This is a genomic window from Bradyrhizobium sp. STM 3843, assembly GCF_000239815.1.
Lineage (GTDB): Bacteria > Pseudomonadota > Alphaproteobacteria > Rhizobiales > Xanthobacteraceae > Bradyrhizobium.
The window spans coordinates 251,248-275,318 of sequence record NZ_CAFK01000299.1 but is presented as its reverse complement, the minus strand read 5'-3'; the positions used below and the strand labels follow the sequence as shown (position 1 = coordinate 275,318).

The 24,071-nt window shown below is 59.9% G+C and carries 19 protein-coding genes; 10 read left to right on the top strand and 9 right to left on the bottom strand.

The window, feature by feature from the left end; all coding sequences use genetic code 11:
- The first annotated feature begins 49 nt into the window (after positions 1 to 49).
- From BRAS3843_RS31605 to BRAS3843_RS31590, 4 genes are read left to right on the top strand one after another with little or no spacing between them, the layout of a single operon-like run.
- Complete coding sequence (locus BRAS3843_RS31605) at positions 50 to 1,036, top strand: hydroxyacid dehydrogenase (protein ID WP_035983390.1); 987 nt, start codon at positions 50 to 52, stop codon at positions 1,034 to 1,036.
- Positions 1,033 to 1,725: an RraA family protein gene (locus BRAS3843_RS31600; protein ID WP_008973271.1), complete on the top strand. Its 693-nt coding sequence runs from the start codon at positions 1,033 to 1,035 to the stop codon at positions 1,723 to 1,725. Before BRAS3843_RS31605 ends, BRAS3843_RS31600 begins: the two co-directional genes overlap by 4 nt.
- The gene (acnA, locus tag BRAS3843_RS31595; RefSeq protein WP_008973270.1) at positions 1,713 to 4,298 is read left to right on the top strand and encodes an aconitate hydratase AcnA; all 2,586 of its coding nucleotides are present in this window, start codon (positions 1,713 to 1,715) and stop codon (positions 4,296 to 4,298) included. Before BRAS3843_RS31600 ends, acnA begins: the two co-directional genes overlap by 13 nt.
- A gap of 26 nt (positions 4,299 to 4,324) precedes the next feature.
- The gene (locus BRAS3843_RS31590; RefSeq protein ID WP_008973269.1) at positions 4,325 to 5,680 is read left to right on the top strand and encodes an MFS transporter; all 1,356 of its coding nucleotides are present in this window, start codon (positions 4,325 to 4,327) and stop codon (positions 5,678 to 5,680) included.
- On the opposite strand, the gene BRAS3843_RS31585 is transcribed toward BRAS3843_RS31590, so the two are convergent.
- Complete coding sequence (locus tag BRAS3843_RS31585) at positions 5,677 to 6,162, bottom strand: MarR family transcriptional regulator (RefSeq protein ID WP_008973268.1); 486 nt, start codon at positions 6,160 to 6,162, stop codon at positions 5,677 to 5,679. The two genes, BRAS3843_RS31590 and BRAS3843_RS31585, sit on opposite strands and share 4 nt — an antisense overlap.
- Positions 6,163 to 6,358: 196 nt before the next feature.
- Between BRAS3843_RS31585 and BRAS3843_RS31580 the strand changes: the two genes are divergently transcribed.
- The 4 genes from BRAS3843_RS31580 (at position 6,359) to BRAS3843_RS31570 (ending at position 10,915) form a co-directional block, all read left to right on the top strand.
- The gene (locus BRAS3843_RS31580) at positions 6,359 to 7,426 is read left to right on the top strand and encodes an MBL fold metallo-hydrolase (RefSeq protein ID WP_244425522.1); all 1,068 of its coding nucleotides are present in this window, start codon (positions 6,359 to 6,361) and stop codon (positions 7,424 to 7,426) included.
- 215 nt (positions 7,427 to 7,641) lie between these two features.
- Positions 7,642 to 7,884 (top strand): porin, encoded by a 243-nt coding sequence (locus BRAS3843_RS41025; protein WP_139025026.1) that lies wholly within the window; start codon positions 7,642 to 7,644, stop codon positions 7,882 to 7,884.
- 157 nt (positions 7,885 to 8,041) lie between these two features.
- Positions 8,042 to 9,739: a methyl-accepting chemotaxis protein gene (locus BRAS3843_RS31575; RefSeq protein WP_008973265.1), complete on the top strand. Its 1,698-nt coding sequence runs from the start codon at positions 8,042 to 8,044 to the stop codon at positions 9,737 to 9,739.
- Between the two features lie 921 nt (positions 9,740 to 10,660).
- Positions 10,661 to 10,915 carry a hypothetical protein gene (locus tag BRAS3843_RS31570; RefSeq protein ID WP_139025025.1) on the top strand — a complete coding sequence of 85 codons (255 nt, stop codon included), beginning with the start codon at positions 10,661 to 10,663 and terminating at the stop codon, positions 10,913 to 10,915.
- An 83-nt stretch (positions 10,916 to 10,998) separates the two neighbouring features.
- Here BRAS3843_RS31570 and BRAS3843_RS31565 read toward each other — a convergent pair whose 3' ends face one another.
- Genes BRAS3843_RS31565 through BRAS3843_RS31555 form a run of 3 tightly spaced genes read right to left on the bottom strand, consistent with a single transcriptional unit; the run spans position 10,999 to position 15,624 of the window.
- On the bottom strand, positions 10,999 to 12,189 hold the full coding sequence (locus BRAS3843_RS31565; RefSeq protein ID WP_175361171.1) for an MFS transporter: 1,191 nt from the start codon (positions 12,187 to 12,189) through the stop codon (positions 10,999 to 11,001).
- A gap of 14 nt (positions 12,190 to 12,203) precedes the next feature.
- Complete coding sequence (locus BRAS3843_RS31560; protein ID WP_008973262.1) at positions 12,204 to 14,150, bottom strand: primary-amine oxidase; 1,947 nt, start codon at positions 14,148 to 14,150, stop codon at positions 12,204 to 12,206.
- Between the two features lie 40 nt (positions 14,151 to 14,190).
- The gene (locus BRAS3843_RS31555) at positions 14,191 to 15,624 is read right to left on the bottom strand and encodes an APC family permease (RefSeq protein WP_008973261.1); all 1,434 of its coding nucleotides are present in this window, start codon (positions 15,622 to 15,624) and stop codon (positions 14,191 to 14,193) included.
- Positions 15,625 to 16,883: 1,259 nt separating this feature from the next.
- Here BRAS3843_RS31555 and BRAS3843_RS31550 point away from each other — a divergent pair.
- Positions 16,884 to 17,630 carry an SDR family oxidoreductase gene (locus tag BRAS3843_RS31550; protein WP_008973257.1) on the top strand — a complete coding sequence of 249 codons (747 nt, stop codon included), beginning with the start codon at positions 16,884 to 16,886 and terminating at the stop codon, positions 17,628 to 17,630.
- Positions 17,631 to 17,700: 70 nt separating this feature from the next.
- Here BRAS3843_RS31550 and BRAS3843_RS31545 read toward each other — a convergent pair whose 3' ends face one another.
- From BRAS3843_RS31545 to BRAS3843_RS31525, 5 genes are all read right to left on the bottom strand, one after another.
- Positions 17,701 to 18,603 (bottom strand): LysR family transcriptional regulator, encoded by a 903-nt coding sequence (locus BRAS3843_RS31545; protein WP_008973256.1) that lies wholly within the window; start codon positions 18,601 to 18,603, stop codon positions 17,701 to 17,703.
- A 357-nt stretch (positions 18,604 to 18,960) separates the two neighbouring features.
- On the bottom strand, positions 18,961 to 19,797 hold the full coding sequence (otnI, locus tag BRAS3843_RS31540; RefSeq protein WP_008973255.1) for a 2-oxo-tetronate isomerase: 837 nt from the start codon (positions 19,795 to 19,797) through the stop codon (positions 18,961 to 18,963).
- Positions 19,798 to 19,813: 16 nt separating this feature from the next.
- Positions 19,814 to 21,289: an MFS transporter gene (locus tag BRAS3843_RS31535; RefSeq protein WP_139025023.1), complete on the bottom strand. Its 1,476-nt coding sequence runs from the start codon at positions 21,287 to 21,289 to the stop codon at positions 19,814 to 19,816.
- Positions 21,290 to 21,310: 21 nt separating this feature from the next.
- Positions 21,311 to 21,988 carry an XRE family transcriptional regulator gene (locus BRAS3843_RS31530; RefSeq protein ID WP_139025022.1) on the bottom strand — a complete coding sequence of 226 codons (678 nt, stop codon included), beginning with the start codon at positions 21,986 to 21,988 and terminating at the stop codon, positions 21,311 to 21,313.
- A gap of 61 nt (positions 21,989 to 22,049) precedes the next feature.
- Positions 22,050 to 22,946, bottom strand: coding sequence for a 2-hydroxy-3-oxopropionate reductase (locus BRAS3843_RS31525; RefSeq protein WP_008973252.1), 897 nt, complete (start codon positions 22,944 to 22,946; stop codon positions 22,050 to 22,052).
- Positions 22,947 to 23,046: 100 nt separating this feature from the next.
- Here BRAS3843_RS31525 and BRAS3843_RS31520 point away from each other — a divergent pair, with 100 nt between their 5' ends.
- Positions 23,047 to 23,982, top strand: coding sequence for a 2-dehydropantoate 2-reductase (locus tag BRAS3843_RS31520; protein ID WP_050886556.1), 936 nt, complete (start codon positions 23,047 to 23,049; stop codon positions 23,980 to 23,982).
- The last annotated feature ends 89 nt before the right edge of the window (positions 23,983 to 24,071 follow it).

The window sequence follows — 24,071 nt, the reverse complement described above, 5'->3', positions numbered from 1 at the left end:
CGTGTTGCGCAATCTAGGTGGGAAGGACAACTCATTGAACGGGCCGGGAATGCCCTCCGCAACCATACTTGTCACCGTGCCCACGCTCGCGCCCGCGGGTCTCGACATCCTTCGTGCCGAAGGATGCCATGTCATCTTCACCAGCAGGGATGGGGGTGTGCAGGAGATGCTGCAGCACCTTGCGCGCGGACCGATCGACGGGGTCATCTCTCGGACGCTTCCGTTCGGCGTGGAAGCCTTCGCGGCCGCTGGCTCAAGGCTCAAGGTCGTGTCGCGCCACGGGGTCGGCTTCGACAATGTTGATGTCGCCACCGCGACGGCCAAGGGTATTCCGGTCCTGATAGCGCCCGCAGCAAACGGGCAGTCGGTCGCCGAACTGGCGCTTGCCCTGATGCTTGCGGTCGCGCGCCGCCTCCCAGCGCGCGACGCCGCCATTCGCGCCGGCGAATGGGATCGCAGCGGCAGCGGACTTCAACTGTCCGGGCGCACGCTCGGCCTGGTCGGTTACGGCGGAATCGGCAAGGCGGTGGCGCGGATGGCGCTCGGATTCGGAATGCGGGTGGTTGTGTTCGATCCCGTTGCGAAGCCCGAACCTGACAGCGCGGTCGAAATGGTCGATAGCCTCGAACGGTTGCTGCCGCGTAGTAACTTCCTGTCTCTACACGTTCCGCTGACGGTGCAAACGCAGGGCATGATCGGGAAAAGAGAGCTTGAGGCTCTTCCTCGCAATGCCGTTCTGGTGAATACCGCGCGCGGTGGTCTCGTCGACGAGACGGCCCTGTTGGCCGCGCTCGCAAGCGGGCATTTGTACGGCGCCGGCCTCGATACGTTTGCCAGTGAGCCGCTGATGCCGAACGATCCCTTGTGCACCCGCAGCGATGTCGTGCTCAGCGCGCACATGGGCGGATCGACTGACGCGGCGCTGGACGCGACAGCGCGTATGGCGGCTCAGCACGTACTGGCCGTTCTCAATGGCCGGCCAATCGATCGCGCGGTGTGCGTGAACCCCGAAGTCTTGAAGGAAACTTGCTCGTGACAGAAACCAAAGTGTGGCCGCCTGGCTATAGGATCAATCCGCGCGTCGAGGTGATGCCGAAGCCTCTGATCGCCGGATTCAGAGGGGTGCCGACGGCACACGCTGGAGACAGCCTTGGCCGGTCCATCGGTGCAGTCGGACTGCGCTCCTACCACAACGATCTAAATCTAATGGTGGCCGGACCGGCGATCACGGTGCGCGTCCGTCCTGGCGACAATCTGATGATCCATCAGGCCATCGCCATGGCGCAGCCGGGCGACGTCCTCGTCGTCGATGCGGGCGGCGATGTGAGCCAGGCCGTGATCGGCGGGTTGATGCGGACCTCGGCGATCACACGGCGGATCGCAGCATTCGTCATTGATGGCGCCGTTCGAGATCTCGCTGAGTGGGCCCAGGGCGGAATCGCCTGCTACGCACGCGGTCATACCCATCGCGGGCCCACCAAGGATGGGCCGGGCGAGGTCAACGTGCCCATCGCGTGCGCCGGCATGGCCGTTTGTCCCGGCGATCTCGTCATCTGCGACGCCGACGGCGTCATCGCGGTTCCGGCCGCTGAGGCCGATGCCCTGCTTCCTCGCGTCAAAGCCCATGCCAAACGAGAGAACGAGATCCGCGCGGCCAACGCGGCCGGCACCACGGATCCTGAACGTTTCAACGCGCTGCTACGATCGAAGGGATGTCCCGTCTGAGCCGGATTCCGACCAGTCTGAACCGTCCGCTTTCAGGGAGTGGGCCGAGCATCGTCTCGTTGCCAGCTGCCGAGGCAGAGGGAATTGGGACGTTTCGCGATCTGCCGGTCAGTCTCATGATATTGGCGGAAGATTCGTTGCGTCACGGCGACTTGCCGGCGGCCGCGGCCATCGCGGGATCAGGCCGAGACGCCACGGTAGAGTTCCATCCTGCTCGCATTTTGATGCAAGACAGTTCGGGCATTCCCGTCCTGGCAGACCTTGCAGCATTGCGCGATGCAACGCCGGAAGATGCCGCGGTCGAGCCGCGGATTCCGGTCGACCTCGTCATGGATCATTCGGTGGAGGTCGACCGGCACGGCACAGCCGAGGCGTTGCGCGCCAATCTTGCCATCGAGTTCGAACGAAACGCCGAACGTTACAGATTCCTGCGATGGGCCGCGTCGGCATTCAAGCGATTGGGCGTCGTACCTCCAGGGCGGGGGATCTGCCACCAGATCAATCTCGAAGTCTTGGCAAGCGTCGTAAGCGTGCGCGATGGCGTAGCCAGGCCGGACACGATGCTGGGGACCGATAGTCACAGCACGATGGTCAACGCTTTGAGCGTCTTTGGGTGGGGTGTCGGTGGGATCGAGGCACTATCTGCTATGCTCGGTCGTGCCGTAGCCTTGCGCATACCGAGAGTCGTCGGTGTACGGCTTCGTAACCAGCTTCCCGCTGGGTCAACGGCGACGGATCTCGCGTTGACGATGACCGAGTTGCTGCGCGGGCATGGTGTAGTCGGGAAGTTTGTCGAGTTCTATGGCCCCGGCCTTGGTGCGCTTAGCCTCCCTGACCGTGCGACGATTGCGAACATGGCGCCCGAGTACGGAGCGACCATGGGGTTCTTCCCCATCGATGACGAGGTACTCGCGTATCTACGCCTGACGGGCCGGGACGCTCCGCATGTGGCGCTTGTTGAATCCTATGCGAGAACACAGGGCCTTTGGCAAACAGAAGAGCGCCGCTTCGATGAGACCATCGAATTTGATCTTTCCCGTGTTGAGCCAAGCCTTGCTGGCCCCTCCCGTCCGAATCAACGCCTAGGCCTGTCCGCGGTGGCGGGGACGGTAAAGGTGTCTCACAGCGAGCCTCCTGCCGAGCCGAACCTTCCCATCCGCGACGGCGATATCGCCATTGCCGCGATCACGAGCTGCACTAATACCGCGAACACCGAGGCGATGTTGCGTGCGGGTCTCCTTGCCCGCGCGGCCCGGTCCCGTGGATTGAAGGTGCCGGCATGGACCAAAACGTCGCTGGCACCCGGGTCTCGCGTGGTCAGTGATTATTTGCGAGAGGCGGCCCTTCTGGAGGATCTCGCAGCACTTGGATTCTCAGTGGTAGGCCACGGCTGCACGACCTGCATGGGAAACTCCGGTCCACTCGAAGCGGAAGTCGAGGACGCGATCCGCCGCAACGATCTGACGGTCGCCGCTGTTCTGTCCGGCAACCGCAACTTCGAGGGACGTATCCACCCGCTGGTTCGCGCGGCGTATCTGGCATCGCCGCCCTTGGTCGTCGCTTATGCGCTCGCTGGCAATGTCAGAATCGATCTGACGAAGGAGCCGTTGGGTACGGATGTCGAAGGGCGTCAGGTGATGCTCGCCGACCTATGGCCCGACGATGCTGCGGTCGCCGCCGCGATGGCCGCGGTGAAACCGAGCCACTACGCAGCGCGCGCGGCGACGACCTTCGATGGGCCTCACGCCTGGAAACAAATCGTGCCACCCACCGGTACCCGCTTCGCTTGGCAGCCGGACAGCCTGTTCATTCGCCCTCCGCCATTCGCCACCAGCCAAATGGCAACGCCATTGATCGCCGGCGGTATCGCGGGCGCACAGATCCTGGCGCTGCTCGGCGATGATGTGACGACGGATCACATTTCGCCGGTGTCGCGCATCCTTCCTGACACCGAGGCCGGACAATGGCTGATGGCGCACGGGACCGCGGCCGATGGTCTACAATCCTATAGCGCCCGTCGCGTCAATCACGAGGTTATGGCCCGCGGCACATTTGCCAATTTGCGTTTACGGAATCGACTTGTGCCGGGGCGGGAAGGCGGGTTCACGCGCCTGTCTCGTGACGGGGAGGTTCTCACCATTCATGCTGCGGCCGCCGCGTTATGCGAGACTGGCAAGCCGATAGTCATCGTCGCGGGGCGCAACTATGGGGCTGGCTCTGCTCGCGATTGGGCCGCAAAGGGCACGCGCATACTTGGAGTCTCGGCCGTCATCGCCGAAAGCTTCGAACGTATTCACCGGGCTAACCTCGTGGCGCTGGGGGTTCTTCCGCTGCAATTCGAGGCGGGGCAGGGCGCGGATTCGCTGGGTCTCAGTGGCTTCGAAAGCATCGACATTCTCGGGCTGGACGCGCTTGCGCCCGGCGGCCGCGTGATAGCGCGGTTTAGAAAAGAGAGCGGCGATCTCGTCGAGGCGACGCTGCTGTGTCGCATTGAGACCGATCTCGAAGCTGCCGATCTCAAGGGCGGTGGCGTCTTACCCGTCGTGCTGCGAGATCTGCTCGCGTCATCTTAGCGCCGCACAATAACAACGAACCAGCGATGGGCATCGGCACAATCGCGGTCTTACAAACGGAGGGAAACCAAGTGAAGTTCGAAATGAAATCGCATGCGTCAGATTCGGGTCCGAAAGCACGGTGGTGGCGAATATTGCCGCCCTGCATTATCATCTACATCATCGCTTACATGGACCGGGTCAACATCGGCTTTGCCATGGCCGGCGGCATGAACAAGGAGCTTGGTATCACGGACACAGCCGCGGGACTGGCCGCGGGAATCTTCTTCTGGGGCTATTTGGCACTGCAGGTGCCAGGTGGCCATTTGGCCGAGCACGGCCGTGCAAAAAGCTTCATCACCTGGACCATCCTGGCGTGGGGCGGCTTGTCCTTTCTGACCGGCTTCGTGCAAAACGAATGGCAGCTCCTCGTGATGCGTTTTTTGCTCGGCGTCGCTGAAGGCGGGCTCTATCCGGCGATCCTCGTGATCGTTGGAAAGTGGTTCCCGCAGCGCGAAATCGGACGCGCCAATGCGCTGTTTCTCATCAGCTTGCCTCTCTCTGCCGCACTTACCAATCCGATATCAGGCTTTGTCGTGGAGCAATACGGCTGGCGAGACCTATTTTTCTTTGAGGGGATCGTCTCCCTCGCCCTGATACTGATCTGGTGGCCACTCATCAGCGACAGTCCAGAGCGAGCGAGATGGATTTCCAAGGACGAGCGGGACTATCTGCAGAACACGTTGCGTGCGGATGAAGAGCAGCGTGCTGCCAACTTCTCCGGCGGTGCCAGTGATGGCAGGCGCGGATACAAGCAGCTCCTGCTCGACAAGAATTTGTGGCTCATGTCGGCAATTTTCTGCTGCTTCCTTTCGGGTTCATATGGCTATCTGATTTGGCTGCCAAGGCTGCTCAAAGAGCTCACCAAGATGAATCTCACGGTGGTCGGCTGGCTCAGTGTGCCGCCCCTCGTAGCTGCGGTATTCGGCCTGTATTTGTTCGGAGCGCTGTCGGACAGACATGGTAACCGGCGCGGCTGGTGCGCTATTGCTCTTGGAGGCTTCGGCTTGACCTTTGGTCTGGCAGTGCTGTTCCCCACGATGATCTGGCTGTCGTTTGCACTGATCATGTTGGCCGGGCTGCTTTCCAAGGCGATGTCCAGTCCGTATTGGTCTATGCCGGCCCTGATCTTTCCGCCAGGGGTCGCTGGGGGAGCTCGCGGCATTATCAATGGCTTGGGAAACCTGGGCGGATTTATTGGACCCTCTCTCGTGGGATGGCTGAGTACAATGACTGGGAGCATCAACGCCGGAATCTACAGCTTGGCTTTGCTCCTCGTCGTTGGGAGCCTTATCTGCATGCTCCTGCCCAGAGTTACGGCAGCCCATCAATTTCGGGACTAGTCGATGGCATCGTCTGTGCCGCCCTTAGCCATTTCTTGTCGAGTTAGCTCGGTGGCGCGCTCGGAGAGCTTCTTCAGCAGAACGTCTAGAGCTTCCGCCTCCTGATCGCTCAGACAAGTCGCTAATTCCACGTTGTACGATCTAGTTTTCGCTCGTGCCTGCTCGTACAACGCGCGTCCGGCACTTGTCAGCGAGAGTACCAGCAGACGCATGTTGGTTTGGAGCCGCGTCTTGGTGATGAGTCCACTTGCGACAAGTTTGGCGACGCTCCTGCTTGCAAGTTCCGGCTCGATGTCGGCGACGCGCGATAGCTCGCTCAAGCTCATGTCGGGATTTTGTGCGACATAGGCCAGAATGCGCCAGTCGCGCCGGCTGATTCCCAATTCGCGCCCGAGCATGATTCCCGCACCGCGCGCCGCAAGTTTTCCCAAGTTGTAGATACGGAACGCGATCAACTCGTCGATGCTTCCCGGATTTTTCATGGCAAGCGCGGCGTTCTGGCCTGTCGGGCTTGTTGAGAGACATGGCCCATTATTAAGCATTCCTGATCAATTGAAAAGAAACCGTCGTTTGTGCTGGAGCGCTCTCCAGCGCAACACGTACAGCGCTGATCCACCACGTCGGTCGTGGTGGCTCGCCAGCAATAATATGCGACTGCAACACGTTTGATTTGGTCAAGTGTTCAGATCGACGATAGAAATTTGCTGGCGACCCTCGTGGGATCGTCAGTCTCAGAATGACAAAGGCAGAATCAAGAAGATGTTGAAGACAGTCGCATCGATCATTGCAGCCGGCACGCTGCTCTGGGCTCATGCTTCATCCGCGAACGAGATAAAGGTCACGCTGCTCGGAACGGGCACGCCGACCCCGCGGATCGGAAGCTTCAGTGCGTCCACGCTGGTCGAGGCCGGACCTGAAAAATTGCTGTTTGACATCGGCCGCGGTTCGACCATTCGCCTCTTTCAGAAGCGGATTCCGCTTGGTGCGATTACCGCTCAGTTCATCACTCATCTGCACTCAGACCATATCGTCGGTTTGCCGGATCTCTGGTTGAGCGGCTGGATTGGGACTCCCTGGGCGTCACGAAAATCGCCGATGGTGCTCTTTGGGCCGACCGGAACCGTCGCTATGACGCAAAACCTGACCAAAGCGTTCTCCGAGGACATCCGCATACGCGAAGATGACGAACATCTGCCGCCGGAAGGCGTGGCGTTCGACGCCAAGGACATCCAGCCTGGGCTCGTCTACGACAAGAACGGCGTGAAGGTGACCGCGATCGAAGTCAACCATGGCGAAAAGATCAGGCCGGCGTTTGGCTATGTGGTTGAGTACGACGGCAAGAAAGTCGTCCTGTCCGGCGATACCAAATATGACGAACGAGTCGCAAACGCCGCGAAGGGTGCCGATCTCTTGGTCCATGAGGTCGCTATCATTGAACCCGAGCTTTCCAAGACTTATCCCTCCTACCGCGACATCGAAGCACACCACAGCTCGCCGGAAGAAGCCAGCCGCATCTTCTCCCTGGCAAAGCCGAAGCTCGCCGTCTACTCGCATGTCGTGTTTGCGACGAAGACGCCGGTGCAGGACGTCCCGGATCAGGCGCTCGTTGAGAGGACGCGCGCGACATACCAAGGGCCGTTGGTGATCGGTCGCGATCTGATGTCCTTCGTCATCGGTGACGATGTCTCCGCAGTCGGGGCCAACGGCGAGTTGATCAAGCCGCTGCAAGGTCAAGGCGCGCGATAAGCCTAGAAAGCGGTTTTTGCGCTTCGAACGTGCACTGAGTGCTTCGTTGACGGTGTTTTCTCCGGCACAGGCGCCACAATCGGAACGAGCATCTCGAAATCGGATCTTTGTGGCCTTTGTGGCGCCTACACCCATAACTGGAATATGTCGATCTTCGGCGCGTATACATCGGTTAAATCGGGGTCGAGGAGGGGCTCATTTGAAATGCGGCTGTGATGGCTTCAATCGTCGGCACTCGCGACCCGAATTCCAATATCGCCCAGGTCGGCACCACGACCCGGTGGACACCTGTCACAAGATTAGCCTTCTCGGCTGAGCTCATGTGGAGCCGTCTCGATCAGAACAATTGGAGCATCATCGCTCTCCCCGCGATCGGGACCAAGGATGCTGCGGTGTACGCGTTCAAAGATCTGAGCACGATCGTCGGCGCATGCCGAATTGCATATCAGTTTCTCTAAATTGCCGTAGTCCTACGGAACGGACTATTAAGCATTTTTTGCCTCCCAGCCTCCATCGTTCCGAACGGCAGCTGCGGCGTGTTGGGAGGACAAACGTGCTTCGCTTCCTTGATAATCTACGATTGGCCTCAAGCTTGCGGCAGCTTCGCTGATTAGCATGCTTTTGATCGGCTGTGTGATCTACGCGCAGATCAGTGGCAATGCGGCGGTGCGGTCCGCCAATGATGTCGCCGCTCGCCAGGGCGTCATCATGCAGGATGCGCTTGCCGCCAAGGAATCGGTGCGCGCGATGCAGCTCGCCGTTCGCGACCTCCGTCTCGCGAGTTCTGCGGCCGATGCCCAGACGGCCCAGGACAATCTCGTAAAGAAGCAAGACTTGCTTCTAGTCCATGCGGACAGCATCCTGAAAATCGCCGTGAGCGAGGAAACGCGCGAGCACGCGACGCGGGCCAAGGCGCTGGCCGTTGAGTATGTGAACAATGCGCGGGACGTCGCGAAGGTCAAATCGGAGGTCATCGCGCTGCAGGCCAACCGAGATCTTGGCGAACTTCCGGCGGACGTTCTCACACGGATTACGAAGTTCAACAAAGAGATGGAGCGCATCGTCAAAGAATCGACTCTGCCGACCGCGCGCAAGCTTGATTCTGAAACCGACAAGATCGTCGAAATTGCCAAGGACCGTCTCGGCGAAGAGCGCCAGTTGGCGCAGCAGGAGATGACCTCAGCCGAACGCAGGTCCCTGGCGATCGGCCTCACGACGGCGCTGCTGCTGGTGGCGAATTGCGTGCTCCTGATCGTTACGATTGCCCGACCGATCGCTGCGCTCACCAAGTCGATGCTCGAACTGGCTGACGGCAATTTCGACATTGTGCTGCCAGGGCTCGGCCGAAAGGACGAAGTCGGCGACGTTGCGAGTGCGGTCGAGAAGTTCAAGATCGTCTCGGAACAGAAGGCGCGGCAGGAAGCCGAAGCCAAGGCTCTGCAGGACAGGCTGCTGGCCGAGAAGCGCCGCGCTGAGATGCATCAGATGGCAGATGGGTTTGAGGCCGCGGTCGGCGAAATCGTCGAGACCGTATCGTCCGCCTCCACCGAGCTCGAGGCTTCCGCCAACAGCCTGACCACGACGGCGGAGCGCTCAAAGGAGCTCGCCACCAGGGTCGCCGCCGCCTCCGAGGAAGCCTCGACCAACGTGCAGTCGGTGGCCTCGGCGACCGAGGAGCTGACCTCATCCGTGACCGAGATCAGCCGGCAGGTGCAGGACTCCGCCCGCATGGCCCACGAAGCGGTCGAGCAGGCCCGCCGGACCAATGAGCGGGTCGGCGAACTGTCGAAGGCCGCCTCGCGGATTGGCGACGTCGTCGAGCTGATCAACACCATCGCCGGCCAGACCAACCTGCTCGCGCTCAACGCCACCATCGAGGCGGCGCGTGCGGGCGAAGCCGGCCGCGGCTTCGCCGTGGTGGCTTCCGAAGTGAAGGCGCTGGCCGAGCAGACCGCCAAGGCGACCGGCGAGATCGGCCAACAGATCGGCAGCATCCAGGGCGCGACGCAGGAATCGGTCGGCGCCATCAGGGATATTTCCGGGACCATCGAGCGGCTGGCGGAGATCGCCTCGGCGATCGCGGCCGCCGTGGAGGAGCAGGGTGCCGCGACCCAGGAGATTTCGCGCAACATCCAGCAGGCCTCGGTCGGCACCCAGCAGGTGTCCGCCAATATCGTCAATGTGCAGCGGGGCGCAGCGGAGACCGGTTCGGCATCCGCGCAGGTGCTCTCCGCGGCGCAGGGCCTGTCGGGCGACAGCAACCGCCTCAAGCTCGAGGTCGGCAGGTTCCTGCATACGGTGCGGGCAGCCTGAGTCCGTCGATCGAAGGCAGCACGGTCATGCACAAAGAGGGGAGCGGAATTCGCCCGCCTCACTTCTGCCGCTAGATCAACCCGAATCCTTCCAAACGGTGAGTGCGCCCGTGACGTACGCGTCGATCACGCGCACCGGGGACTCTTGTCAATGAAATCATCGAGGGTAATAACGTCGATTGCCCGCGATCCGCCTCTTCAATGAAGCGCCTCTTCGACTCCCCCAAGAATCAACGGACAATCCTAACGGAAGCACAGCGTTTTCACACAACCAGGGTCACAAGCGGCCTATCGGTCCTCCGATTGCAGACTTCCGGTCGTCCCGCCGAGAGCGGACATCCTCAGCGCCGTCCGGAAGGGCCGGAATGGGCCAACCCTTAGCGGACATGGCACTCGCTGCAAGAAAGATGACAGCCAGATGTGCAGCGCGAACCGCGCTCTCACGAACGAAAAGTGGACGTATCTGGTGCGGTTTCTGGTGCGGCGGTGGCGCTGCACGCGGCGAGAACGCAGTAAGCTATTGATCACGTTGGTGGGCCCGGCAGGACTCGAACCTGCAACCAGACCGTTATGAGCGGTGGGCTATCGATCAGCTTCGTTGATTTTGCTAAGTTTTCGTCCGATTTCGATTGCGTCTGTCGCGTTTCGTTCACGTCGTTTCTGGTGCGAAACTGGTGCGGTTTCCAACCTATCCTACACGAGGGTGTCGTCAGCTCCGCTGGTTCCTGGGAGATCGAACGTCAGGCTCCCGGGAGCCTCGGGCATGGAACCGACGGCGCGCGCGCTGGAGCTCGGGGTTCAGTGGCCGTCTACGATCTCGCAAGCGTTTTGCCCTGGATCTCCTGAAGCTGTTTGTCAGAGAAATGGAGGATCATTGAAGGAGTTTCGGTAGCGCGACCCGCCCTGGGGCGAGTCCTTCCGAATGGGTAAACAAGGCGATCTTGGGATGGTCGCGTCGACGACATTCCGGATTATCGCCGGCTTGCGCCCGTGCGCGTACCAACCATCCGAACGAACGGGATTCCTGCCGCTGTTCGCGTCATTCGGCGCTGCTGGCAGCAATATGCGGGCAGAGCGGCTGCACTTCAGCGCGGCCTACAGCGTGCTGCGCATGGACCTCTTCGTCTTCCGGCGGATCAGCCTATGGCGGTCCGATCGCGCTTCAATCCCGGTCTGATCGACCTAAGTCTGATCAATGCGAGCGACGGCCGGTGGGAAACCCGGCAGTCGTTTTGTTTCATCAGCGAGTCGAAACGAACGTCATGCGTGGTCCAATAGATCGGGCGCGGTCCTGTTGAAATGCGATCGCGCAACTTCGAACATCAATAAGCTGGCGCCTGCCAGGACCACCATCGCCACTGCAAACCACAGCGGCGTGGCGGCGCTTCCTGAAATATCTCGTGCGTATCCGGCTAGAGCCGGCAGCGCACCGTTCCCAGCATAGTAGCAGGTGTAGTAGATGCCCATGGCCATGGCGCGATGCTGTCGCCTGGCGCTCTCGCCGGGCAATGCCATGATCAGGCCCCCGGGCGGCGCAAACGTCAGGCCGACGATCGCAAACAGCGCGACCGAGGCTCCGACGCTTGTCACCGCGGCGATCGCGCAAGCCGACGACAGGAAGCAGATCAACATCGTCGCGGTGGGACGGCCGATCTTCTCGGCCATCCAGGCTCCGAATGGCAGCGCAGGGATGATCGCCCAGCTTGCGGTGCTGACGACTGCGTTTGCAGTCTCGGTGCTGAAACCCTCAGCAACCAGAAAGCTCGGCCCGAAAGCCGGAACGATGAGGAAACCGGTGTTGTAGAAAGTCCAGACAAGTCCCGCGAGGATGGACAGAAGGAACTCCTGATAAGTCAGGCCTGACTGCAAGTGTCTGGCGTCCTCATGATGCGTGGAATTGGGAGGTCGATAAAAAACGGCAACCAATAGCAGCGCGGTGGCGCTAAGCGCTGCTGGCAGGTACATGGACGCGGCAACGCCGAAGGTATTTGCAAACACCGGCAGGGCAACGAGGGCTAGCGCTATTCCTAACGGCCAGCTGGCGACCATGATGCCGAGGGCGGTGACGACGTTGTGTCCTTCAAACCAATCGGTGACCATCTTGGTCACGACGACATTGAGGAGCACGGCGCTGGCTCCGGACAGCACCCTTCCAGCCAGCAGCGGCGGTAGATCAGCGGCCACCGCCATCAACAGGCCACCCGCGACCATACCAGCGAGGCTCACGCAGAGGACCGGCTTGTCCCCATAGCGCCTAGCGAGCATGCCACCGGGCAGAGTCACGACGACCCCCGGCAGCAAATAGAGGCCGATCAAGCTACCAAGCACCGTGTAATTGATCTGGAAATTCCGGACCAAAAGATCAGAAACGGCGGAAACGGACTGGAATTGAAAGCCGATTGCGAACCGGCTGAAAGTGAGGACGGCTAGAATGAGCCAACGCTCGTGCACTTGTCTGACCTCCATCACACCGAGGCGTTCGCGAAGCGGCTTGCCGTGTTGGTTTCCGAAGGCAGGTCGATCGTGGGATTGCCGTTGAAAAAACCATACGGCATGAGCTTGAAGCCGGTCGAAATGCAGGGCTGCACCGGAAAGTCCTCCACCCGCACCGAATGATGCAGGCCGAAAACGTGCCAGAGCACGACATCGCTGTTTTCGATCGGCCGGTCCTTAGCAACGAAGTCCGCAATGCCTCCTTCGCCGGTCGAATGATTGACGAACTGGCCCGCCGGGAATCTCTCCTCCGGCTCGTAGGCCGTGACCCAGAGATGGTTCTGGACAAAACCGGCGCGCTTTCCGGACGGCGAGTTCGGGCGGATGAAGGGCGTGATACAGTGGAGCGTTTCGAGCTTGTATCCGACCGGCGTCCCGGCGTGATTGAACCTGGCGGGGTTGATGACCTTCCAATAGCGCTGCGTTGCCTGATTTGACCTGCGCGTAGCTTGGCTCTCCCGCTTGAAAACGGTCTCTTCCTCATAGAATGCGTTGCCGTGGGGATTGGCCGCTCCCTCAGGCTCGAGATAAGTATTGCATTCCACCACGCTATTGCGGTCGCCATCGACGGCCATGTCCAGGCGCGCGCAGAAGATATGCTGGTGGATCTGCCCGAGCACGCCGGGAAGGACTTCGTGTCCATATTTTCCGGGCTTGCCTGGTTCGCACCCGGCTGTGTTGATGACGCCGGTCGCCTTCATCTCGAACTCGATGCCGCCGTCGAGGAAGAAATACCAGTACAACGCGTATTCGTAGTTTCCGACCGTGCAGATGCTGGACACGATCAGCTTGCGCGCCCTGCGGCTCTCGCCTCGCTCGGTGCGAAAATCGATATGTTTCCACAGCAGCCCGGCGTCTTCCTCGTGGATGCAGATCGCCTTCTCGATGGTCAGCGGCTCGCCCTCCATCGTATTGAGATGCACATCGAGATATTCGATCGTGCCCAGGCAATCGCATCCGAGCTTGAGCGAATTGGCCAGCTTGCCGATGCCGTACTCACCGATGTCGAAGACGTTCTTGCGGAAATGACCGTTCTGCGGACTGCCGTAGGGCACCACCATCTCGACGATTGATGCCCGGTAGACGATCGGCCTGCCGTCATATTGGATATCATGGAAGGTGACCGCCTCGCGGCTGTTGAAGCCGATGACGAACGTCCATTTGTCCCAGCTCAGCTTCCGCCCCGCGATACGGAAGCTCGCGCCTTCCGGCTGGACGACGTCGAGCGGCTTCAGCGGCGCACGCGTTTGAGCAATGAATTGGCTCTCGTAGTTGGCCTCCGTCATCGGAATCGGCGTGATGCCGTGATCGTCCACCCTGATGACCTCCCAGGACTTGAGGTCGACGACCGCGTTGAGGCCTTCGATCGGATGGGCGTAGAAGTTTTCGTTCTCGCACAGGCGAAGCCAGGCAAACGTATGACAAAGATGGCGTCCAGCCTCATCCTCGAAGCCGAACATGCCGGCCGACCAGGGATCGATACACACCTGGCTCATGTCCGTGATGCCGCGCTTCATACATGCCGCGATGAAGGCCGGGTCTTTGCGGACGATGGCCTCGATGACGGTGAACTGCTCGAGCTGGATCATCGGCCGTTGGTCCGGGAATTCCGTCCGGGACAGGATCGCCTCATCGTCGAGAGACACGACGAGCGTCGTGACGCCGCTCTGCTTGCTGCTAAACACATTGACACGCGCGTCGCGCCTGACGGCGTCGCCTGCCTTGAAGGCGCGCACATCGGATTTAGCTGGCTCCATCAACTCGATCGTCTCGAACCTTGTATCCGTGCCATACGGCGCCGCGGCCCTGACGATGGACGTTGCCTTGCGAATCTCTTCGAGGGTGAGCGGCTGCAGCGGGTGGGTGATCCGTTCCGACGCCCCATTGGTGTTGGAACAGCAGGCAACATGATCGGTCATCGCAAATGGTCTCCAGAAACTAAGGTCTTTCAGTGCGCGGTCAGGTGAGCGATCGCCCGAGATCGGCGTAAATCTTGGGATGCGCCTGGCGCATCCAGGTCGCGACGAGAAATCCCGTGACCAGCAGGCCCGCGACAATGATCGGCAGGGCATTGATCAGGTACGACTCGGAGCCGCTGAGAAGCGACAGGTTCATCACCATCAGCACAAGACAAAGGCCGAGACCGAGCAGGCTTGTCGCAGGTGCCACCAACCGGGCATAGATGCCAACGTCGCGTGGATCTCTCCCGAAGAACACGATGACGGAAAGACACACCATGATCTGCAGAACCAGGATGCCGATGCTCGCGAAGGTGCTCATCCACGCGAAGATCACCGCGTAGGGATCGGCCCCCGCAAACCAGAACAGGGCGGATATGCCGAGCACGAACATCGTCTGGGCCCGTCCCGCGATATAGGGCGAATAATGTGTCGGGTGTGTGTGCGCGAATTTCCGCCAGATCACGTCCTCGCGCCCCAGCGCGAACAGATATCTGTTCGCGGTGTTGTGGAATGAAAGCGCGCAGGCGAAGACGCTGGTAATGAGAAGCGCTCTCATGGCGATGCCGGCGGCCACGCCGAGCCGGGCATTGACGGCTGAAAAGTAGAGATCGGTGGCGTGATCGGTCGCGGTCTGAACGATGTCGGCCGTGCCGTAGTAGAGCGTGATCGTCCATGTCACGAACGCGTAGAACACCGCAATCAGAAGCACGGAGACGTAGGTCGCACGGGCGACGGTGCGCCTGGGATCACGGGCCTCCTCGCCGAAGATGGCAGTCGCCTCAAAGCCGAGGAAGGAAGCCACGACAAAGACGAGGCTGATGCCGAGGCCTTTCGAAAATATGGCATGGGGAGCCAGCGGCACCGCCGTGATGCCTTCGGGGCCTCCTCCCGACAGCAGGATGCTAATCCCTAGGGCTGCTAGAATCAGAATTTCGGCCATCATGCATGCGCCCAAGACGGCACCGCTAAAGGAGATGCTTCGCTTTCCCGTAACGTATACTGTCACGGACAGTATCGCCGCATAGACGATCCACGATATCTGCGGGCCTCCGGCCGAGCGGACCATGTCCCCTGCGAAAAAGCCGAACAGCCCATAGACGGCGACATCGATGGCGTTGTATGTCGCTAGCGAGACTAGGGCGCCAGCGAGGCCCGCGGGTTTGCCCAGGCCATTTGCGACGCAGGCATAGAAACCGCCCGCACTCGAGACAAAGCGGTTCATTGCTGCAAAGCCCGCGCTGAACACCGCATACAATAATCCAACTAGCAGGAACGTGCCGGGAACTCCGGCACCGTTACCGAGAGAGAATGCCGCTGGAGTTACTCCAATTACAGCAGTAAGCGGCGCAGCCGCGGCGACGACGAAAAATACGATATGGGCAACACCGACGGTCTCCCTTTTGAGTGTATGGTTATTGTCCGGAATGAGCATAGATTAAGTGGCCCCTTTATTGACGATGAGAGTTGCAAAGCGCGCTATCAGGGCTAGCTTGATGGTGTCCTAATTCATAGTGCCACTCTAATAGAGCCATGTCAGAGGCACATTGCTGTGCCATTGTCGTTCGAGGCATAGCAATGACGCGACTGACGCCCCTGATACGGAGTGATGAGGGCTATCCGAGCGCAAGGCGCTGGCCGGTCGCCGTAAGGAGGTGCGCAAGCCCTCGACCGACCGGGATCTCGTGGCAAAGGTGTGCGAAGTCGTCGGCATCGATGATGCGCGCATCGAAGCCTCCGTCGTAGACACCTTGTAAAGCCGAAAGGACGCGATCAACTGGAGTTCACGAATGGCGGAAGAATGCGGGTTGTCGGTATCAAACGCCCGACGCATCTGGCTCGCTTTCGGGGGCAGCCTCATCGGATGACTTCGTTCTGACTCGAGCAGGTCGAGTACTTGTTCGCGCTCCCTACGGACAATAGAAATCTCCCTGGCTTCTATCGCTGGGTCACGGCTCCGCGCGCAGGCATCATGTATCTCATCAGTCATCGCAATGCCGATCTCAAGTCATTTTAAAGGACCAAGTTCGTTGATGACATTGTTGCGTTCCGTTGAACGCATATGCCGATGCAACGTTGAAGCGCAGGCGTCGCATTCTAGCGGATGTCTAGTTTAGGATAGTAGATTTCGAAGGTACTGATCGTCACATCTGCCGTCCATGTCTATGGCTGAGGTTTGCAAAGCCACGAGAACAAGAAGTTCAGTTGTAGACGGACGTCGATCGTCTGAAAGGCACGAACGTGTGAAGATCTGGAGAATCTTGTTACGATCGTGATATTCGATATGTCGCCTCATCGCATCGCCGTTTCCGCCCGGTGATCGACACGGCTGTCCATCACTTCTGTAGAAGCTCTATAGCGACGTCGTATCATCGACGACAGGACAATCCGGAACGCGGTGCACGAGCATCGACAACGTTGCCGTGACGGCCGGTTTTGGTTGGCTTGGCCATCGTGTCTTCGGGCGCATCGCCACCAGAAAGCTCGCGATCGAACAAGGCGTAGGGTTGGACTTCACCAGATGTCGTCAATTTCGTCATTTCTCGGTTAGATGTTTCGCAATTTCAGCAGATTTCGTCACCGTGCGGCCAGGTCCATCTTTCAGCCTACGCAAGGCGATCGACGACGTGAAGTGCGTGAGGCGGTCGGGATTTGCAGTTCGAGACTCAATTTCCTCACTCATTGGAGGGGTATATGAAACTAAACAATAAGGTCGCCTTCATCACTGGCGGCACGTCGGGCATCGGTTTGGAAACCGCTAAGCTCTTTCAGGCCGAAGGCGCCCATGTGGTTCTGGTTGGCTCGAATGCTGATCGCTTAGCCGCAGCCGGCAAAGAGCTCAACGGCAAGGCTCTGCTGGTTCGCGCCGACATCCGCAAGGCGGCTGACATCGAACGTGCTGTCGAGCAAACGCGGGCGAAGCATGGTCATATCGATGTGGTATTCGCCAACGCCGGCGGGACCACCGTCGCCCCGCTCGAAGCGGTAACGGAGGAGTACGTTGCCGAAAATCTTGCCGTCAACTTCACTGGCACGTTCTTCACGATCCAGAAGACGGCCCCGCTCCTCGCCAAGGGTGGCAGCATCATTGTTACCACCTCGTTCCTGAACACTATCGGCTATCCCGGTCTGTCAATCCTTGCTGCGACGAAGGCCGCGACGCGCTCCCTGGTCCGCACCTTGGGCGCAGAGCTGGCGCCCCGTGGAATCCGCGTGAATGCAGTCAGCCCAGGTGCGATCTCAACGCCGTTCTACAGCAAGATTGGCTTGTCTGACGCTGTGCTGTCGGAAGTCGCTTCCAGCATCACGCAGAAGATCGGTCTTAAGCGTTTTGGCGAGCCTCTCGAACTCGCCAAGTCCGTTCTGTTTCTGGCAAGCGATGACTCATCTTACACGACGGGCGCGGAGTTGGTGGTCGATGCCGGCCTGACCCAGTTCTGATGTATCCCGGGGAGCGATTGCTTCCCCTGGCCCGCCGCCCGGACCTGGTTCGCAGGCGGCGGGCTATCTTTTACGTCGGCGGAATACGTCCGAACTCGGCAAGATTTTCACGGAGTTTCGGCACGGCAAAGTCGATGAACCGCCGGACCTTGATCGGCATCGCGGTTCGGGAAAGATAGACGATGTGGACTGGTATCGGCTCGACCTCGAACTCCTGTAGAACGATATTCAGCTTTCCTGCCTTGATGGCTGCATCGACGTCATGCTCAAGAACAAGCGTTGCCCCGATACCGTCAATTGCCGCATCGACCGCGGCATCGGGCGACGACACCAGCAGCCGGGGCAACTCTGATATGTTGAAGAGTTGTTCGGTGTCCGGGTGACGGAAACGCCATGGCGAGAGGCTGGGACTATCGAACACGACACAGGGATAGCCGCGAAGATCGTCGGGCGTCGCGGGCACGCCATGCTTGCTCAGCAATTCCGTGCTGGCGACGACCACGACACGTAAACTTCCAACGCGCGCTGCCACGAGACTGCTGTCGCGTAGACGTCCCACTCTGACGGCGACGTCGGCGTGGGAATCGATGAGATCGACGTTGCGGTCGGATTGGATGAGTCGAATCCGGATCTCGGGATAGGATGCGAGAAACTGATCGATGATCGGCAAGACCCGTAGACGGGCAATCTGTACCGGCGTCGTGATGACAAGTTCGCCGCGCGGGGCTTTGAATTCGCCAGCCGCACGACGCTCCTGCTCATCGACCTGCTCAAGGATCTGCTTTGCGGATGCAAAGTAGTCAGTCCCGGCATCGGTCAACTCGAGTTTGCGCGTCGACCTCGTCAGCAGCTTCGTCCCGACCAATGTCTCGAGATCGTTGACATTGCGCGTGAGTGTGGCGACCGGAATGCGCAATTTCCTGGCCGCCGCCGAAAAGCTCCCCTCCTCGACGGAGGACACCAGCATTGCCATGGCTTGTAGTCGATCCAAATGAATCACCAGGAAGGAGGATAGATCGCAATTCTAACTGGGGATGACGGATTTCGACGAATCGCCGTTTCCAGCATTCCGGTCTTGCCGGAGGTTGCGATCATTTGGGTTTGCTGAGGGGCCATCCTATTCGACGAAGAGCCGGCACCAGATCCAATTGAGACCGAGGCTCGAGCGACCAGGCCGAGGGCAGGGGCATGAGAGTGAAACGCTCCGATGCGATGGAGGACCTGATGCCCCCGCCGGCGATTGCCGAGCACCTTCCGGCGATCTTCTCGATGCCGTGGCACTCGTAGCAAGTCGCGAAGCCGCAAGGACCGGACCAGGGCGATCCCGCGCTCACCGCGAAGACGAACGTCCGATGCCGTAGGCTTTCGCCCATTTCAATCCCGCCAACGTCGAAGTCAGCGGCTTGTACTCACAGCCGATCCAGCCTTGGTAGCCGAGTTCATCGATCAACTCGAACAGATAGGGATAGTTGATCTCTCCCACGTCGGGTTCGTTTCGACCAGGCACGCCGGCAATTTGAATGTGCTTGACGATATCAATCGTCTCGCGCAGCGTCTCCGCGAGGTTACCGTCCGTCAGTTGCATATGATATAAGTCGAGATGCAGCCGGAGGTTCTCGTTGTCTACCTTTTCCAATATGCGGACCGCATCCTTGGTATGATTCAGGAAGAACCCCTTCATACCGTATGTCGTATAGCTTTCACCTCCCCGGATGAGATCCCGGCCTCCGTTGATCGGTTCGATGACCGCAGTGATTCCGAACGCCCCGAGCCGATCTGCAGCGTATTTCAGATTCTCCACGAACACCGCTTCGGCCACGCTGCGCTCGGTGCCCTGGGCGAGGACGCCGGCGATCGTATGCACGGTATTGCATCCGAGTTCGCGGCAGTATTCGATAGTCGTCTCGAGCTCTCGCCTGAACTCGTCCTCGCGCCCTGGGAGCGCGGCGATGCCCCGCTCACCGGCCTCCCAGTCTCCCGGCTTTGTATCGAGAAGAACCATTTGCAGGTCATATGACTGCAGTTTCTTCCACAGGAGTTCGGCGGGCCAGTGATAGGGCACCTGGAATTCGACTGCCTTGAAGCCGGCGTCGGCTGCCATGGCAAATCTGTCGAGGAACGGCGCCTCGTTGAACATGTAGTGCAGGTTCGCGGCGAGTTTGGGCATCTGCTGTTTCTTTCGGCTACGGTTTGCGGGGATTGACCATGAAGGAGACCGAGATCGTCGAGATGAGCGTGGCGGCAGCGAGATACACGCCGACCGGAATTGCATTGCCGGAGGCGGCAACCAGACTGGTTGCAACGACCGGAGCTAGGCCGCCGGCGACTGCGCTGGCGAGACTGACGCCGAGAGAGACACCGCTATAGCGAAGCTCCGGCGGAAACTGCACGGAGTAGAGACTGGGCTGAGGCCCATACATCATCGGATAAATGATACCGAAAGTTAGAACCACCGCGAACGCCATCCACCAGATCGACCTGGTCTCGAACAGCAGGAACATCGGGATTGCGCTGGTCGCCAGCAATATCGCGCCGGTCAGGTAGATCTTCTTTGGCCCGACAAGGTCGCCGACATATCCCCACATCGGCATCATGATGACCGACACCAGGGCACCCGTGACGACGATGCTGAGGATTTCAGGGCGAGGAAGCCCCAGCACGCTCGTGCCGTATGACAGCAGATAGACCGTGATCAGATAGAACATCGTGACCTCGCCGACCTTGCCGCCCGCGGTCAATATCACCGACTTCGTCCTTTGCCGGAACAGCTCGACGATCGGAACACGATGAATCCTGTTTTCCTCCCTGGCCATCATGAATTCGGGAGACTCGGAGATCTTCCAACGAACGGCCAGACCGAATGCGACCAGCGCGATGCTTGTGAGAAAGGGAATGCGCCATCCCCATGCGACGAACTCGCCCTCCGGCATTCTGGACGCGAGTGCGAAAGCTCCCACGGAGAGCAGCACACCTGCCGGCGTCCCGAGCTGGGGCAGAGATCCGAAAACGGACTTTCTGTCGTGTGAAGCGTGCTCTACGGCCATCAGCACCGCACCACCCCATTCACCTCCGATCGCAAGTCCCTGGATGATTCGCAGAACGATCAACATAATCGGAGCCCACACGCCGACGCTCTGATAAGTCGGTAGCATTCCGATCAACGCCGTCGGGATTCCCATCAGGAACAGGGTGAGGAGCAGCATCGACTTCCGCCCGATACGATCACCGAAGTGGCCGAACAGAATGCTGCCGACCGGACGGGCAAACAAGCCGACGGTCACGGTCAGCAGCGAACTGATTGTCGCCACGAATGGATCTGTTGCCGGGAAGAACAGCTGGCCGAAGACGAGGGCCGCAGCGGTTCCGAAGATGTAAAAGTCGTACCATTCGATGACGGAGCCAAGGACTGCAGAAAGCAGAATCCATTTCGGAGAAACCTTATGCTGTTCGATATCGGCGGTTTCCGCGGTGGCGTCGCGGTAGGCATCGCTTGCAATAGACATCATGCACTCCTGGTTGCGAGCCCTGTGCACTGCGAGAATCGTGCCACTATAGGAGAAAAATATTGAAATATGATAATATAGTAGAATTTCGGAGAAAAAGCTATCGCTGATGCGGAATGACGACCGGGTTGGCGCCGAAGTCGGCAGACGATGCAAACCGAGCGGGCAGAAGGCTGGTTACTTCGCGGCTGTGCTGTCGATGACGATGAAAAACTCGGCCGGTTCATCGCCGAGATTTCGGAATTCATGTTCGGCGTTGGCTTGATAGAAAAGCATGCTGCCAGAGCCAACTTCAAACGCTTTGCCCGACGCGATCACCTGAAGCCGACCCTTCGTCACGTACAGATACTCTTCGACGCCGTCGTGGTGAGGCGGGAAAACGACTCCGCGCCCGGGCGGCAACGTGTTCAGAACGAAATCGACGGAGCGGTCCGAAAACAGTGGCGACAGAGAGCGGCGTTCCAATCCGCTGTCCGGATCCTTGAAAACGGGTTGCTCACCAGGTGTAACGAGCATTGCTTGACGCTGGAGCTGCCCGCCGAGCAGTCGAGACAGTCCGATCTCCAGCCCGGCAGCTAGTTTGCCCAAGATCGTCGCGGTCGGAATGGAAACGCCACGCTCGATTTTTGAAATCATTGCCCGGCTGACGCCGCAGCGGACGCTGAGCTCGTCGAGCGTAAGCTTCCGCTCCTTCCGCAGCATGCGGAGGTTATGCGGCAGATTATCCAATTGAGAGCCCGCATGTTGCCCATGCGAGGGCTTCCGCAAAGGTGCTATCACGGGGTCCCCGAACGCTTCTCGACCGTGGGCGCCGATCGTTCGCCAGCGGCGCTGGCCAAGCAGTAAGCGTTCCATCTCCTATAGGCAATCCCATTCCGGCCGGTCGCGCGACACCTGGTGTCGACGGCGTCCTCCGTCAGGTGAACCGGTTACCCCGCTCAGCGATGCGGTAAAGCGCCGAGTGGTCCCAGTTCGATCCACCTTGATCGATAGCGTCCGTAAAGAGCTGCTCGACGACCTCTGTCGCCGGGATCGAGGCGCCCAGCGTTTCCGCGACGTGCATCGCGAGCCTCAGATCCTTCCTGTGCAGCGCGATGCGGAAACCCGGTTCGAAAGCGCCCTCGATCATCCGTTGTCCGTGTACATCCAGCACCCGGGAGCCGGCAAAACCGCCGAGCATCGCTTCTCGGACCTTGACCTTGTCGATGCCGAAGCGCGACACGAGCGCGAAAGCCTCGGCGACGGCTTGGATATTCAGCGCGACAATCATCTGATTGGCGATCTTGCAGACCTGCCCCGCTCCGTTTGCTTCGCCGACATGGGTGATGGATTTCCCCAGCGCCTGTAGGATCGGCTTGGCCCGTTCGAAAGCGGCTTTCGAGCCGCCCGCCATGATGGTCAGCGTGCCGGCCTTGGCTCCGATCTGGCCTCCGGATACCGGCGCATCGAGATATTGGCAGCCGATGGCGATGAGTTGGTCCGCGATGGTCTTCGTCGCCTGCGGACTGATCGAACTCATGTCGACGACGAGCTTTCCCGCAAGGTCGGCCGCCGCGATTCCTCCCGGTCCGAACACCACGTTCTCGACATCCGAGGTATCCGGCAGCATGAGAATGATAATTTCCGAAGTCTGCGCGACGTCTGCGATGTCTGAGCATATCGTCGTGGTCGCCCGGACAATCGACGGCAGACTCCTGCGATCCGGCACAGAGACCTCGAAGCCGGCTTTGACAAGGTTCAGGGCCATGGGCGCTCCCATGGTGCCGAGCCCAATAAAGCCGATGCGCGGACGGGCAGTTTCGATCTGGGACAAGCAGGTCTCCACGACAAAGCAATCCTTGCTTCAATAATTCTACTATTGTAGAATGTCAAGAAAGGTCGGGCTGGCCTGATCGGAGGCGACTTTGAAACTGATGTTTGTCGGAGCAGGTGCCGTCGGAGGCTATTTCGGGGGCCGCCTCGTTCAATCCGGTCATGACGTGAGCTTCTTGGTCCGCGCGAACCGGGCCGGCCAGATCGAACGGGACGGCCTCCGGATCAGCAGTCCGCTCGGCGATTACAGGACCACGCCGCAGTTTCATCTGCTCGACGGTATCGATCCGGATACGGACGTGGCGATCTTTTCGTGCAAGGCCTACGATCTCGGACGGGTGGTCGATGAACTGACGGATCGGCTTCCTGCCGGGTGCCTCATTCTGCCGCTCTTGAACGGATTGAAGCATTACCAGTTTCTGGATGGCGTATTTGGCGCGGAGCGGGTCCTCGGGGGACTCTGTCACATCGGCGCGACCCTGACGGACGATGGGGAGATACTCCACAGCAACACATTGCAGTTCTTCGCCTATGGCCCTCGTTCGGAGGGGCAGCGCCAGGCGTGCTCTGCGCTGGATGCGGATATCGGACGCGCCAGCTTTTCGCCGAAGCTGAGCTCGGACATCATGTGGGACGCGTGGGAGAAATACGCCATGCTCGCGGCGTATGCCGGCGTAACCTGTCTGATGAACGGGGCGATCGGAGAGATCCTCGCGCTGCCAGGCGGGTTGGATATCCTTCTCGAAGCGTTCGACGAGACGTCTCGCGTCGCGGCGCTGTCGGGCTATGCTCCTCGGGCCCGCTTCCGCGACGAAACGATCGCGACGTTTTCGGACGTCCGGTCGCGGGGGACGTCGTCCATGCTGCGTGACATGCGGAAGGGCAGGCGCGTCGAAGCCGATCATATACTCGGCGACATGGTGCACAGGGCCGCGGCCATGTCCGTCCGGGCGCCCATCCTGCGCGCGGCGTACGCCGCGGTGAAACGTTACGAACTCGCCGCGCGCGAAACCGCCGCAGCAACGTGCAATCGATAGCCTGGACTCAGGTTATTGAGAAGCTGTTTCCCAATTTGGCTATCTACCTGAAGACGGTCGAAGGGCAGAAATCATGATCCATCGACTCG

What these genes read in the sequence shown, in the direction of transcription:
- BRAS3843_RS31605 (WP_035983390.1), top strand. Translation starts at nt 50, where the DNA reads ATGCCCTCCGCAACCATACTTGTCACCGTGCCCACGCTCGCGCCCGCG.
- acnA (WP_008973270.1), top strand. Translation starts at nt 1,713, where the DNA reads ATGTCCCGTCTGAGCCGGATTCCGACCAGTCTGAACCGTCCGCTTTCA.
- BRAS3843_RS31590 (WP_008973269.1), top strand. Translation starts at nt 4,325, where the DNA reads ATGGGCATCGGCACAATCGCGGTCTTACAAACGGAGGGAAACCAAGTG.
- BRAS3843_RS31585 (WP_008973268.1), bottom strand. Translation starts at nt 6,162, where the DNA reads ATGAAAAATCCGGGAAGCATCGACGAGTTGATCGCGTTCCGTATCTAC.
- BRAS3843_RS41025 (WP_139025026.1), top strand. Translation starts at nt 7,642, where the DNA reads ATGGCTTCAATCGTCGGCACTCGCGACCCGAATTCCAATATCGCCCAG.
- BRAS3843_RS31575 (WP_008973265.1), top strand. Translation starts at nt 8,042, where the DNA reads ATGCTTTTGATCGGCTGTGTGATCTACGCGCAGATCAGTGGCAATGCG.
- BRAS3843_RS31570 (WP_139025025.1), top strand. Translation starts at nt 10,661, where the DNA reads ATGGGTAAACAAGGCGATCTTGGGATGGTCGCGTCGACGACATTCCGG.
- BRAS3843_RS31560 (WP_008973262.1), bottom strand. Translation starts at nt 14,150, where the DNA reads ATGACCGATCATGTTGCCTGCTGTTCCAACACCAATGGGGCGTCGGAA.
- BRAS3843_RS31555 (WP_008973261.1), bottom strand. Translation starts at nt 15,624, where the DNA reads ATGCTCATTCCGGACAATAACCATACACTCAAAAGGGAGACCGTCGGT.
- BRAS3843_RS31550 (WP_008973257.1), top strand. Translation starts at nt 16,884, where the DNA reads ATGAAACTAAACAATAAGGTCGCCTTCATCACTGGCGGCACGTCGGGC.
- BRAS3843_RS31545 (WP_008973256.1), bottom strand. Translation starts at nt 18,603, where the DNA reads ATGGCAATGCTGGTGTCCTCCGTCGAGGAGGGGAGCTTTTCGGCGGCG.
- otnI (WP_008973255.1), bottom strand. Translation starts at nt 19,797, where the DNA reads ATGCCCAAACTCGCCGCGAACCTGCACTACATGTTCAACGAGGCGCCG.
- BRAS3843_RS31530 (WP_139025022.1), bottom strand. Translation starts at nt 21,988, where the DNA reads ATGGAACGCTTACTGCTTGGCCAGCGCCGCTGGCGAACGATCGGCGCC.
- BRAS3843_RS31520 (WP_050886556.1), top strand. Translation starts at nt 23,047, where the DNA reads ATGTTTGTCGGAGCAGGTGCCGTCGGAGGCTATTTCGGGGGCCGCCTC.